This window comes from Bacillus sp. BD48 (assembly GCF_046566805.1).
Lineage (GTDB): Bacteria > Bacillota > Bacilli > Bacillales > Bacillaceae > Bacillus > Bacillus safensis.
Window position 1 is genome coordinate 342,644 of sequence record NZ_JANGFM010000003.1, and the last position, 12,337, is coordinate 354,980.

General features: G+C 42.5%; 12 protein-coding genes and 2 riboswitches. Of the genes, 5 read left to right on the forward strand and 7 right to left on the reverse strand.

The annotated features are described in order from the left end of the window. Positions 1 to 80 precede the first annotated feature (80 nt). A complete protein-coding gene (locus ACLGGR_RS11745; protein ID WP_142945986.1) occupies positions 81 to 608 on the reverse strand; it encodes a YqhR family membrane protein in 528 nt (175 codons plus the stop codon). A gap of 223 nt (positions 609 to 831) precedes the next feature. Here ACLGGR_RS11745 and ACLGGR_RS11750 point away from each other — a divergent pair, with 223 nt between their 5' ends. After that, positions 832 to 1,788 (forward strand): DUF1385 domain-containing protein, encoded by a 957-nt coding sequence (locus ACLGGR_RS11750; protein ID WP_410973112.1) that lies wholly within the window; start codon positions 832 to 834, stop codon positions 1,786 to 1,788. Positions 1,789 to 1,826: 38 nt separating this feature from the next. Continuing rightward, positions 1,827 to 2,222, forward strand: coding sequence for an SA1362 family protein (locus ACLGGR_RS11755; protein ID WP_039179905.1), 396 nt, complete (start codon positions 1,827 to 1,829; stop codon positions 2,220 to 2,222). On the opposite strand, the gene ACLGGR_RS11760 is transcribed toward ACLGGR_RS11755, so the two are convergent. The 3 genes from ACLGGR_RS11760 to ACLGGR_RS11770 all read right to left on the reverse strand — a co-directional run bounded on the left by ACLGGR_RS11760 (position 2,219) and on the right by ACLGGR_RS11770 (position 4,555). Further along, positions 2,219 to 3,094 (reverse strand): patatin-like phospholipase family protein, encoded by an 876-nt coding sequence (locus ACLGGR_RS11760; protein ID WP_142945987.1) that lies wholly within the window; start codon positions 3,092 to 3,094, stop codon positions 2,219 to 2,221. The two genes, ACLGGR_RS11755 and ACLGGR_RS11760, sit on opposite strands and share 4 nt — an antisense overlap. A gap of 104 nt (positions 3,095 to 3,198) precedes the next feature. Beyond that, on the reverse strand, positions 3,199 to 3,633 hold the full coding sequence (mntR, locus tag ACLGGR_RS11765) for a transcriptional regulator MntR (protein WP_003215946.1): 435 nt from the start codon (positions 3,631 to 3,633) through the stop codon (positions 3,199 to 3,201). A gap of 85 nt (positions 3,634 to 3,718) precedes the next feature. Further along, positions 3,719 to 4,555: a lipoate--protein ligase family protein gene (locus tag ACLGGR_RS11770; RefSeq protein WP_034280239.1), complete on the reverse strand. Its 837-nt coding sequence runs from the start codon at positions 4,553 to 4,555 to the stop codon at positions 3,719 to 3,721. Between the two features lie 219 nt (positions 4,556 to 4,774). Between ACLGGR_RS11770 and ACLGGR_RS11775 the strand changes: the two genes are divergently transcribed. Then, complete coding sequence (locus tag ACLGGR_RS11775) at positions 4,775 to 5,155, forward strand: rhodanese-like domain-containing protein (RefSeq protein WP_024422963.1); 381 nt, start codon at positions 4,775 to 4,777, stop codon at positions 5,153 to 5,155. A gap of 44 nt (positions 5,156 to 5,199) precedes the next feature. Here the strand turns inward: ACLGGR_RS11775 and gcvPB are convergent, their stop codons facing one another. From gcvPB to gcvT, 3 genes are read right to left on the reverse strand one after another with little or no spacing between them, the layout of a single operon-like run. Further along, positions 5,200 to 6,660, reverse strand: coding sequence for an aminomethyl-transferring glycine dehydrogenase subunit GcvPB (gene gcvPB / locus ACLGGR_RS11780; RefSeq protein ID WP_340866895.1), 1,461 nt, complete (start codon positions 6,658 to 6,660; stop codon positions 5,200 to 5,202). Then, the gene (gene gcvPA / locus ACLGGR_RS11785) at positions 6,653 to 7,999 is read right to left on the reverse strand and encodes an aminomethyl-transferring glycine dehydrogenase subunit GcvPA (RefSeq protein ID WP_410973113.1); all 1,347 of its coding nucleotides are present in this window, start codon (positions 7,997 to 7,999) and stop codon (positions 6,653 to 6,655) included. The genes gcvPB and gcvPA overlap by 8 nt, the downstream gene beginning before the upstream one ends. A 16-nt stretch (positions 8,000 to 8,015) precedes the next feature. After that, positions 8,016 to 9,113, reverse strand: a complete 1,098-nt coding sequence (gene gcvT / locus ACLGGR_RS11790) for a glycine cleavage system aminomethyltransferase GcvT (RefSeq protein ID WP_410973114.1) — start codon at positions 9,111 to 9,113, stop codon at positions 8,016 to 8,018. A 103-nt stretch (positions 9,114 to 9,216) separates the two neighbouring features. Beyond that, positions 9,217 to 9,312, reverse strand: a riboswitch (glycine riboswitch). Positions 9,313 to 9,315: 3 nt separating this feature from the next. Continuing rightward, a riboswitch (glycine riboswitch) is annotated at positions 9,316 to 9,422 on the reverse strand. 253 nt (positions 9,423 to 9,675) lie between these two features. Here gcvT and ACLGGR_RS11795 point away from each other — a divergent pair. Both ACLGGR_RS11795 and ACLGGR_RS11800 read left to right on the forward strand, forming a co-directional pair. Further along, positions 9,676 to 11,346: a DEAD/DEAH box helicase gene (locus ACLGGR_RS11795; protein ID WP_410973115.1), complete on the forward strand. Its 1,671-nt coding sequence runs from the start codon at positions 9,676 to 9,678 to the stop codon at positions 11,344 to 11,346. 14 nt (positions 11,347 to 11,360) lie between these two features. Beyond that, on the forward strand, positions 11,361 to 12,158 hold the full coding sequence (locus ACLGGR_RS11800; protein WP_410973116.1) for a YqhG family protein: 798 nt from the start codon (positions 11,361 to 11,363) through the stop codon (positions 12,156 to 12,158). Positions 12,159 to 12,337: the final 179 nt, after the last annotated feature.

Genomic DNA, 12,337 nt, shown 5'->3' on the forward strand with positions numbered 1-12,337 from the left:
TATAGCGATATCTATTTCTTTTTCCTTAGAAACCTTTCGTTTCCAAAAATATTTTATCATATGAATAGGTGATTTACACTTTATTCTGTCTTTTTCCCGAGTGCCCTCGCAAGCTTCTGACTCGTCAATTCATTATATTCAAACGAAATGCTGTACCCGACAAACATGCCATATAAAATATATAGGCAAAATGTCGTGACAATGGTGCTTTGCTGCAACTCTTGTACTTGCTTTACATCTGGGAAAATGGGATTAAACACGTAAAAAACGAGCAGCCATAAAAGCCCGCCATATATCAATCCCATCCAAAAACCTTTGATCCTTTTTAAAAGCCCATAATAAATAAAGGCCGCTCCAATCGATAAAATTCCTAACAGCACAATACTGATAAAAGTGCCAAGTCCTCCCTTTTTCCAATCTCCAAGCACAAATGGCTGAAGCAGCATATTGGGACTCACCTCTGAAAAATGAAACACATGGGTCAGAAACCCGATAAAGCCCCAAAAAACACCGCCGACAAAGCCAGTAGCAGCTGCCCTTGCCACCAGTGATGACGTTTGCACGGACTGATTTTTTTCATCTTGGTTTTTCTTTTCATCACGTTTCAATTGTGAACACCTCCAGCAAGTAGTATGTCCAAAATGTCATGAAAAAAAAGGATTTCCATGCGTGTGTGTAAAATTTTTATAACAGGGTATACTGGCTAAAAAGAGGTAGATAGAATTCTAGTAGATAATCGACCTGTGCGCTAGTGATTTCCCCTCATTTACTGTACAATAAAGGTATAAGGAAATGCATGTAAATTACAGGAAACAGGCAGGTTGATGAAATATGTCCAATCAAACAAACCCTCCAGCATATGGAGGGCAGGCAGTTGTCGAAGGTGTCATGTTCGGAGGTAAAAAGAACTATGTGACAGCGATTCGGCGAAAGGACCAGTCCATTGAGTTTTTGAAGCTTCCCCGGACCTCCAATAAACGAACCGCCTTTCTCAAGAAAATCCCCTTTGTCAGGGGTGTTGCTGCACTTGTTGAAGCAAGCGCAAACGGCAGTAAGCACTTAAACTTCTCCAGTGAGCGATATGACTTAGATCCTTCTGAAGATCATACTCTTGAAAAAGAACAAAAAGGCTCGAAATTATCAATGATTTTCGGCATTGCTGTGATCGGAGTTCTCTCTCTTCTCTTTAGTAAATTTGTCTTTACACTAGTACCTGTCTTTTTAGCAGAGCTTGTGCGCCCCATCTTTTCAGGGAACTTCGCACAAATCGCAGTTGAAACATTCTTCAAATTGATCCTTTTATTAGGCTATATTTACTTTATTTCCATGACCCCTTTAATTAAAAGAGTATTTCAATATCATGGGGCAGAACATAAAGTCATAAACTGCTATGAACAGAACCTTGACATCACAGTGGAAAATGTCCAAAAGCAATCCCGTCTGCATTATCGATGCGGCAGCAGCTTTATTTTATTCACTGTCATTGTCGGGATGTTCGTCTATTTACTCGTACCGACAGATCCTTTATGGGTGAGAGTTCTGAACCGCTTGGCGCTCATTCCGGTTGTTCTGGGCATTTCATTTGAAGTGCTTCAGCTCACGAACAAACTCCGAGAAGTGCCTGTGCTTAAAGTGCTTGGCTATCCTGGCCTTTGGCTGCAATTGCTAACAACAAAAGAACCCTCTGACGATCAAGTCGAGGTAGCCATTGCAAGTTTTAATGAACTTCTTCGTTTAGAGGAAGCGTCTCTGAAACAAGCGTCAGATTCTGCTCATCAAGTGATCTAGCTTATAAATCCGGTAAATTCCTTCGGAGGTGGACAGTTATGAATCGCCGAGTACATCCTGCTTTTACCATTATTTTCGCTTTAGGTGTTTTGGGATTTGTGTACTTACTCACAACGAACCCTGGCAGACTTTTTACCATGCTGCTATCTGTTGTGATCATTGGAGCGGCTCTATTTTTCCTATTTAGATGGCTGATGAATCGAAGAACTGGAACAGAAGGCAATCTTTATCGTAAAGCAGTCAAACAATCAAAACGTCGCTACCAGCAGCCTAAACCAAAAACGAAAAGCCAGATGAAAAATCGGGTCACTCATCTGCGAAGCGTGCCGACTGACCACAAGTCTAAGCCCGTCCTTCTCAAAAAGAAAAGCCAAACACATTTGACTGTGATTGAAGGCAAGAAAAACAAAAAGAAGAATCGCGCCTTATTTTAAAATGTCCAGCTTTTTAAAAATTGCTCGGCCTTCTGTCTGCCTAGATCGACGAGCGCCTTTTTCTTTTCTGTCATGAGTTGAAAATCAGTGGCAATGACGTGTTCTACAGGAATAAAAATAATATGACGTTCGTGTTTTGTGGCGATATGTCTTTCGTCATGAGCACCACGCATCGTTTCAAAAAGAGCGCCAAACAGTTCAAACGCATTGCGGATGGAATGTTGAGGGCGTTCTTTTTCGTTTGGCGTTAATGTGACACCGACGAACGGTCTTTTTTTCTCTTCAGCAAACAGCCAAATTGGAAAATTGCTAAGCACTCCTCCATCTACAATGGTACAAATGCCTTTTGAAGACTTCAGTTTGACAGGTTCGAAAAAATACGGCAGGCTGCAGCTCATTCGAATGGCCCTCGCAACGGAAAATCGCTCTGGATTTAAACCGTATGAAGGAAGGTCGTCTGGCAGCACGAGGATTTTTCCATTCGTTAAATCGGACGCAACAATTTTCAGCGAATCTTTTTTGAGGTCTCCAAACACGGTGACCCCTTTTCGTTTTAGCACATCGGTCAGCCATTTTTCCAGCCGGTCTCCTTTATAAAGACCGAGACGCCAGTAAATGGATATCCATCTGAGCATTTTAAACGGGATGAATTGACATCTCCTATCAAGCAATTTGTGTTCATCCATTTCATCTAAAAGCGCCCGAATTTCCTGGCTTGTAAAACCTGCTGCGATGAGTGAAGCAATGATTGCTCCAGCACTTGTACCAGCAAGGCGGACAAATTGAAATCCTCTCGCTTCAAGTGCTTCATAGGCACCTGCAAGCGCTGCCCCCTTAATGCCTCCACCTGAGAACACACCATCTATCTTCATCAAGGAGCCCCCTTTGATTTCACGCTAATAATAGTGTAGGAGCATTTGCTTTCAATTAGAACTTTAATCAAAAAGGACACCCTTAGCACGGGTGTCCTTTTTGATTAAGATTCTTGATTTGTTTGTTCGTTTTTCTTTTGAATCGCTTTCAGCTGAACGGATCGCTCATCGTTTTCTTCGAAAAATTGAACGAGATCACCGATGCGGTCAATGCTGTTCCAGCTGAGATGATGTTCAATGCCTTCTACATCATCATAAATTTTCTCTTCATCTACACCAATGATTCTTAAAAATTGCTCTAGCAGTTCATGTCTGTATACGAGACGTTTTCCAATTTTTTTGCCTTTCGGGGTTAAAATTAGACCACGATACTTCTCATAAATGAGGTATTCATCTTTATCTAGCTTCTGAACCATTTTTGTTACAGAGGAGGGATGGACAGCGAGTGCTTCTGCAATATCAGAGACTCTGGCATATCCTTTTTCTTCTATCAGCATATAAATTTGTTCAATGTAATCTTCCATACTAGGCGTAGTCATAAAACCCCTCCATAATGCACCTTTACTTAATAATCAACCCAATTCTACACCAACGTTCATTAAAAAACAAGGAGAGTCCATCGTCTTAACGCTTGTAATTCCAATCATCTGAGGCATATTTCGTTTTGGCGAGATGATGGACAAACGCTAATTCTTCATCTGTCAGCTCATAAGGTTCAAGTTCAATATTTAATCCTTTTTCAAAACCTCTTTTAAACGCTGCACGCGCATCGTCTATCGTACATGTTCGGTCTGAGATTTCATTGATGGCAACCGCTTTGTTTTTAAAGCTTCGCTGCATCCGCTCTCTCACCCGGTCGTTTGGATAAAGGAACAAATCGAACAATTTGTCCTCATCAAGGTCAATTAAAATAGATCCATGCTGGAGGATGACACCTTTTTGTCTCGTCTGAGCACTGCCCGCTACCTTTCTGCCTTCTACAACAAGCTCGTACCATGAAGGGGCATCAAAGCATACAGATGATCTTGGGTTTTTTAAGCTTTCTTTTTCTTTATCTGTACGAGGAATGGCAAAATACGCATCGAGTCCCAGCTCTTTAAAGCCCTCTAAAATGCCTTCTGAAATAACGCGGTACGCCTCTGTCACCGTCGCCGGCATTTCTGGATGTTCCTCTGACACAATCACGCTGTAGGTCAGCTCCTGATCATGAAGTACTCCCCGTCCTCCGGTTGGTCTGCGGACAAATCCAAGACCATATCGCTTGACGGCTTCTAGGTTGATTTCTTTTTCAACGTTCTGAAAATACCCAACAGATAATGTCGCCGGATCCCATCCATAAAAGCGGATAACAGGCGGGATGAGCTTCTCACTATGCCAATAAAGCAAAGCTTCGTCCATTGCCATGTTAAAGGCAGGGTCTTGGTTTCCTGAATCAATGAAACACCATTTCTCTTTTTGCATATAAAATCCCTTCTCTTTTACGTAGTCAATGTTAGATGATGGTGGTGACCACCGATTTTCTCTCTTCATCAGTCTATCAAATAGGGACGGAATTGAAAATAATTCTTACCATTTATGATGACAAGTTTCTTATGCTTTACTATAATAGTATTTGTCTAAAACGTACCATCAGACAGGCGACTGTGCTGATGCTCAAGAAGGAGTCGAGTTGTATTGTCAATATTCAACTATATCGTCCTCTCACTTTGTGGACTTTTCGTTCTTTATTCCATCGGCAGCTACATTTATCAGCAGCGCATTATGAAAACGCTGACGGAAGAAGAATTTATTAAAGGTTACCGCAAAGCCCAGCTCATTGATGTGAGAGAGCCAAATGAGTTTGAAGGCGGACATATTTTAGGGGCAAGAAATATCCCCCTTTCCCAGCTAAAGCAGCGCAAAAATGAAATACGTCCTGACAAGCCTGTTTATCTCTATTGTCAAAATAATTTCAGAAGCGGAAAAGCAGCCCAAACTTTACGTAAAAACGGCTGCCGTGAGATTTATAATTTAAAAGGCGGCTTTAAAAAATGGGGCGGCCGCATCAAAACGAAGAACTAACAAAAAAGACTCTGGGAGCATGATTCCCCCCGAGTCTTTTTTCTTTATTTTCTTTCAAAAACGAGAACTGGATTCCGCGCGGCCTTTGTTTCGTCCATACGTTTGACAACCGTAGTATGCGGCGCTTCCTGCACCACTTCAGGATTCTCTTCTGCTTCTTTCGCAATTTGAATCATTGCTTCGATGAATGCATCAAGTGTTTCTTTTGATTCTGTTTCAGTCGGTTCAATCATGATACATTCCTCTACATTAAGCGGGAAGTAAATCGTTGGCGGATGATAGCCAAAATCAAGTAATCGTTTGGCAATATCCAGTGTCCGCACACCTAATTTTTTCTGACGTTTACCTGAAAGGACAAATTCATGCTTACAGTGACGATCAAACGGCAAATCGAAATGAGCACTTAAACGGCGCATCATATAGTTCGCATTTAACACCGCATTATCGGTTACAGCCTTTAAGCCGTCTGGACCCATAGAGCGGATGTACGCATAAGCTCTGACGTTAATGCCAAAGTTGCCATAGAATGGCTTCACGCGTCCAATTGATTCTGGACGATCATCATCAAAGTAAAAACGACCTTCCTTCTTCACAAGCACCGGCTTTGGCAAATACGGAATCAAATCCTTTTTGACGCCAACAGGACCTGAGCCAGGACCTCCGCCTCCGTGCGGGCCTGTAAAGGTTTTATGAAGATTTAAGTGGACAACATCAAATCCCATATCCCCCGGTCTTGCTCTGCTTAAAACAGCGTTCAAGTTAGCTCCGTCATAATAAAGCTTACCGCCCGCTCCGTGAACGATTTCAGCCATTTCTAAAATATTCTCTTCAAATAGGCCGAGTGTATTCGGGTTTGTGAGCATTAAAGCAGCTGTTTCTTCATTGACAACGCGGCGTAAATCTTCTAAATCAACAAGCCCGTTTTCATCAGATGCAACGGTAATGGTTTCAAATCCAGCCACTGTCGCAGATGCCGGGTTCGTTCCATGAGCAGAATCAGGCACAATGACTTTTGTACGCTGATGATCTCCTCTTGCTTCATGATACGCACGGATCATCATGAGTCCCGTCCATTCGCCATGTGCTCCTGCCGCAGGCTGTAATGTCACAGCGTCCATCCCCGTAATTTCTTCAAGATGATCACCTAGATCGTACAGTAATTCTAATGCACCTTGCACAGTGTCTGCCTCCTGTAGTGGATGAACCTGCGAGAACCCTGCAAGGCGTGCAACCTTTTCATTAATTTTTGGGTTATATTTCATCGTACAAGAGCCAAGAGGATAAAATCCGGAATCAACCCCATGATTGCGTCTTGATAATGCTGTATAATGACGCATAATATCAAGCTCAGATACTTCAGGAAGCTCAGCATCCTCATCACGGATGTACGTCTCATCAAATAAAGACGGGATCTCCTGTTCAGGTACATCTAAATCAGGCAGGCTGTACCCTATTCTTCCTTCTTTAGATAATTCAAAAATAAGCGGCTGATCTTGTTTATTCATGGCGATCCCCCAATTCCTTGATAAACGTATCAATTTCTTCTTTTGTTCTTAGCTCTGTCACGGCTACAAGCATGTGCTGCTGAAGCTCTGGGTAGTCTAGCCCGAGGTCGTAGCCGCCGATGATTCCTTTTTCAAGCAATCGTTTATTGGCTTCTTTCACAGGCTCCTGTAACTTGATCACAAATTCATTAAAATGAGCCCCTTCTACATCCGCCTGCAGTCCATATTTTTCTGCCTGCGTCTTGGCATAATGGGCTTTTTGCACGTTTTGATAGGCGATGTCTTTTATGCCTGTTTTCCCTAGTGCCGTCATGGCAACAGAAGCAGCTAACGCATTTAATGCTTGGTTTGAGCAAATATTTGACGTCGCTTTATCTCTTCGGATGTGCTGCTCACGTGCTTGAAGGGTCAGGACAAATCCACGAACACCATTTTCATCTTCTGTCTGCCCGACTAAACGACCTGGCACTTTTCGCATCAGCTTTTTCGTCACAGCAAAATATCCGCAATGAGGTCCGCCAAATGCAGCTGGGATGCCGAACGGCTGCGCATCACCGACGACAATATCTGCCCCAAGTTTTCCAGGCGGCGTCAATAGCCCTAGTGCGAGGGGATTACTAGAGACAACGAACAGGCTTTTTCCTTTATACGCAATGGGTTCAATGTCTTTTAACGGCTCGACTACACCAAAAAAGTTTGGATATTGCACGAGAACTGCTGCTGTATCATCGCAGACCGCCTTTTCCAATGCAGCTAGATCTGTCTGCCCTTTTTTCGCAGGCACTTCAACGACTTCAATATGCTGTCCTTTGGCGTACGTTTTCAGCACCGCTCTTGATTCGGGGTGAACCGTTTCAGAAACAACCACTTTTTTCTTCTTTGTGTGTCCCGCAGCGAGCATCGCCGCTTCAGCTAGTGCCGTCCCGCCATCATACATCGAGGAGTTGGCAAGATCCATACCAGTCAGCTCAGCAATCATTGTTTGAAATTCAAAAATAGCTTGCAATTCACCTTGCGAAATCTCCGGCTGATAAGGTGTATATGCTGTATAAAATTCAGAGCGTGAGATGACATGATCGACAATGACAGGCTGGTAATGATCATATACACCTGCACCAAGAAACGATGCATAAGAAACTGTATCCTTATTCTTTGCAGCTAGTCGGGATAATTCCCTGACAAGTGCTGTTTCAGATGCGGCTTCTTTGATGTTGTATGCTCCTTTGAATCGAACTTTCTCTGGGATATCTGAAAAAAGCTCATCAATCGACTGAACGCCGATGACATCCAGCATTTCTTTTTGATCTTGCTCTGTTTGCGGCAAATACCTGTGCTTCATCCTCTATTCCCCCTCGTTATTTGGCTCTTTTATAAAATGGTGTTGCGACGATTTTGGCTTTTAGACGTTTTTTGCGAATTTGAATTTCCACCTCTGTTCCAAGCTCCGCCTCTGAGGTTTCGATCAAAGCAAGCCCGACATTTTTCTTTAATGTTGGGGATTGGGTGCCCGTTGTGACAATCCCAACCTGCCTTTCTCCTGAAAAGACTGGATAATCTGTACGCGGAATCCCTTTATCAATCATTTCAATGCCGACAAGCTTTCGCTTCAGTCCCTCTTCTTTTTGTTTTTTAAGTGCGGCTTTCCCGATAAAATCAGCTTCTTTATCCGTTTTGACAGCAAAACCAATGCCGCCTTCTAATGGAGAGATATCCTTTGTCAGCTCCTGGCCATAAAGCGGGAGTCTTGCTTCAAATCTCAAGGTGTCTCGTGCACCGAGTCCGCATGGAATGAGTCCTTTTGGCTGCCCCGCTTCTAATAAAGCAGACCAAAGGTGGACCGCATCTTCTGACTGGCAGTAGATTTCAAAGCCGTCTTCCCCTGTGTAGCCTGTTCTAGAAACAAGCACTTCTTTATTTGCGACCTCAGCTTTTGATAAAAACGTAAATGGCTTAAGCGATGTCACCTCTTCACCTGCCACCTCTTTGATGATGTCAGCTGCAAGAGGTCCTTGAAGCGCTAGCAAGGCGGTTTGATCAGAAATATTTTTGATCAATACATCATCCTTCTCTTGGTGCTTCAAAAGCCAATCAACGTCTTTATCGATATTTGATGCATTGATGACAAGTAAATAGTGATTTTTTTCTTTTTGGTAGACGAGCAGGTCATCTACCGTTCCGCCATCTTCATAACACATGGCTGTATATAGTGCCTTACCGTCTGTCAGCTTAGACACATCATTGGTTAATAACCTTTGTAAAAAAGGTAGGGCATCTTGACCTTTGACGTCCACCTCACCCATGTGAGACACATCAAAAAGCCCTGCTTTTGTTCGAACAGCTTCATGTTCTTCTTTAATGGAAGAAAATTGGACAGGTAATTCCCAGCCCCCGAAGTCAATGGTTTTTGCGCCAAACGTTTCATACGCATGAAAAAGCGGTGTTCGTTTCAACATCAATCGTTTCCCCCTTTTTTCTTACAGTGCACATGCAAGCTGAATTTTCAGAAAAAAATCACAGCAAAAAAGGACAGAGCGCTCCCTTTTATCAAAAAGAAGTCTCTGTCCTTGCACCTGAAAGTTTACAGCACAACATCATTGTGCGTTTTCCCCTTTGGTGGTTTGCTAAAAACCGATGAGCAAACACTCTCCAGAGTTGCGTCCGGTAAGAGTACTTTTGCCTGAGAGATTCACTGAATCATTCAGCTTGCTCCTTCGGCGCCTGCCAGTGCAAAATAACCGCCAAGTCTCTCCCCATACCATCATCCGCTCATATTTTTCACATCTATTGGACATACTATCAAAATGGGTGACTTATTTTCTAGATCACTTACCAACATCCTACCATTAGAAATGGATGAAGAGCAACAGAAAAATCATTAACATTTTTAAAACAACCTTTCGATATCGTTCGCTTTTATTCATATATCAAGTCTTTTAAAGACCTCTTAAAAAATGAAGCGTTTAAAAACAGAACAATTTTATTAGACCCTACTAGAAAGAAAGGCAGGCGACCACATTGAATATTCAAACGATTTTTGATCAGGAATGGGCAAATGAATTTCAGCAGCGGCTTTCAGCAGACGGCCCCTGGGCGAACTGGGATATGTATCGTTTAGCGACACAGGTTCAAAAAGTCACAGCCATTGATTCATTCGAGGGGCTGCAAGCTCCTGCGCATCTGCCTGCATTCACACCTTTAAAGCACCAGCTCGAAGTAGCCAGAAGAGTCGTAGAAGAAATGAATGGGAAAGCCATTCTAGCAGATGAAGTGGGACTTGGAAAAACCGTAGAAGCAGGACTCATTATCAAAGAATACATGATTCGTGGACTCGCCAAAAAGATTCTCATTCTCGTCCCCGCCTCCCTTGTGTCTCAGTGGGTACAGGAGCTGCGGACGAAATTTTATATTGATGCTGTTGAGCAAAAAAAGAGCTATGTGTGGGAGCAGTGTGACGTTGTGGTTTCTTCCATTGATACAGCGAAAAGACAGCCGCATCGAGACACGATTTTATCGATTGCGTACGATATGGTCATTATCGATGAAGCACATAAACTGAAAAACAATAAAACGAAAAACTATGAATTTGTGAGAAACCTGAATAAGAAGTTCTGCCTGCTGCTAACAGCGACGCCTATTCAAAACCGGATCGGAGAAATATTTAATCTCGTTTCCCTTCTGAAGCCAGGCCACCTAGGAAATGAACATCAATTTAAAGATGTCTTTGCCAAAAAGGACTTGCAGCTTGAAGACCATGACCGATTAAAACAGCTCGTCAATAAAGTGATGATTCGAAACCGAAGACAAGACACAGGCATCGAGTGGACAAAACGGCATGTCAAAACGATTTCCATTGATTTCTCTCGGACAGAACAAGCATTGTATGATGAAATCTGCAAGCTGAAAGAGAATCCGTCTTATACAAAGCATATGTTTTCCATTATGACCTTGGAACGAGAATGCTGTTCAAGCCGTGAGGCAGTTTATATGACAATTAAAAAAATGCAGGAAGAAGAAAAGCATATTCTCGGATCGTCTGCTATAGCGCAAATCATGGAGAAAATCAATCAAGTTGAGCAAAACTCAAAGGCGCTTGAAGTCGTCAAACTCATTCAGCAGTTAAATGAAAAGGTGATTATTTTCACCGAATACCGTGCGACACAAATTTATTTACAATGGTTTCTACAGCAAAATGGCATCAGCTCTGTTCCATTTCGGGGCGGCTTTAAGCGGGGCAAAAAAGATTGGATGAAAGATTTATTTAGAGAACGAGCGCAAGTGTTAATTGCTACAGAAGCTGGCGGTGAAGGGATCAACCTTCAGTTTTGTAACCAAATCATCAACTACGACCTCCCGTGGAACCCGATGCGTTTAGAACAGAGAATTGGACGTATCCACCGACTTGGCCAAGAGCGAGATGTCCACATTTACAATATGTCAACAAACGGAACCGTTGAGGAACATATTCTAAAGCTTTTATATGAAAAAATTCAGCTGTTTGAAAACGTCATAGGCGATTTAGATGATATTTTAACGAGAATTGATATTGAAGAAGTCGAAACAGAATTGCATCAAATTCTCTTTCAGCATGAACCAGGCGGAGACATGAAAAAGAAATTAACCCAGTTTGCTTCTTATTTAACTGAAGCACAAACACCACTTTTAGAAAAAAGACAGCAAGGCTCATAAAGGAGAGTTGATCAATGGAGCAGCGTGACATTCACACCTTTCTCATCCGTTTTTTCCAGGCGAATCAATGCAGCATATTAGAAGAAAGTGCAGGACATATGACCGTCCAGCTGACAATCGAAATGGATAAACTGATTATGAACCGTCCTTTTTATTGGCACTGGCTTGAAAAAACTGGCGGTGTACCTGAACCGCGGCAATTGACTTTCATTACAGATCAAAAAAAAGCGGGTGATACGGCCGAGGGTGAATTTATCCATTTCGGCTCCCCCCGGTTATTTCAAATATTTGAGGCGGTCAAACAACAGGGCCGTTTTATCCGGCTTTATGAACGAGTTACCCCGCTTTCAAACAACCAGATCCCACTTGAGCCATGGCTTGGTCTCAATGTAAAAATTTCTTATCTTGCAGACCGGAAGAAAGATAAGCTATTATCATTAGGCCTTCATCTCATACGCGGAGAAGTCATTGAACAATTTCAAGAAAAGCTGGAAGCCCGCGAGCTTTCGTCTCAAATTCCCGATTATTGCTTTACGATGAGCACAATGATTAAGCCAAAAAGTGGAATCAAAAGGCTCTACAGCCTTATGGAGCGTTATGCCCATGAGGAGCCAGACGACTGGGCAGTGCGAGCCGTACAAAAATGGAAGGAAGATTCCGAACTTTTAAACCAATTTTATGAAGGGACTTCAGACACATCTGTAGAATATGAAATAGAAAGACAAGCACTCAAAACTTTATACGAACCAAAAATCAGTCTTACGATTGAAAATGGCGGACTTTTTTACTTACAGCAAAAAAGAGGAGGTTGACTGATAGTCCCCTCCCTTTTATGTGACATACAATTTTCGATCAGTCTAAAGCTAAGTTTGTCTGTTTGTATTGGGCGGAAACATGACGCAAGCAAACTATGAGGTCTTACCACCTAAGTCTTTCCATTTCATGCGTTAAGTGCCTGAAATACATCATTCAGTATTTTAGGAGGGTATTT

Bases quoted from the DNA above. Each gene is read 5' to 3' on its own strand.
- ACLGGR_RS11760 (WP_142945987.1), bottom strand. From the start codon at position 3,094: ATGAAGATAGATGGTGTGTTCTCAGGTGGAGGCATTAAGGGGGCAGCG.
- ACLGGR_RS11770 (WP_034280239.1), bottom strand. From the start codon at position 4,555: ATGCAAAAAGAGAAATGGTGTTTCATTGATTCAGGAAACCAAGACCCT.
- gcvPA (WP_410973113.1), bottom strand. From the start codon at position 7,999: ATGAAGCACAGGTATTTGCCGCAAACAGAGCAAGATCAAAAAGAAATG.
- gcvPB (WP_340866895.1), bottom strand. From the start codon at position 6,660: ATGAATAAACAAGATCAGCCGCTTATTTTTGAATTATCTAAAGAAGGA.
- mntR (WP_003215946.1), bottom strand. From the start codon at position 3,633: ATGACTACGCCTAGTATGGAAGATTACATTGAACAAATTTATATGCTG.
- ACLGGR_RS11755 (WP_039179905.1), top strand. From the start codon at position 1,827: ATGAATCGCCGAGTACATCCTGCTTTTACCATTATTTTCGCTTTAGGT.
- gcvT (WP_410973114.1), bottom strand. From the start codon at position 9,113: ATGTTGAAACGAACACCGCTTTTTCATGCGTATGAAACGTTTGGCGCA.
- ACLGGR_RS11750 (WP_410973112.1), top strand. From the start codon at position 832: ATGTCCAATCAAACAAACCCTCCAGCATATGGAGGGCAGGCAGTTGTC.
- ACLGGR_RS11800 (WP_410973116.1), top strand. From the start codon at position 11,361: ATGGAGCAGCGTGACATTCACACCTTTCTCATCCGTTTTTTCCAGGCG.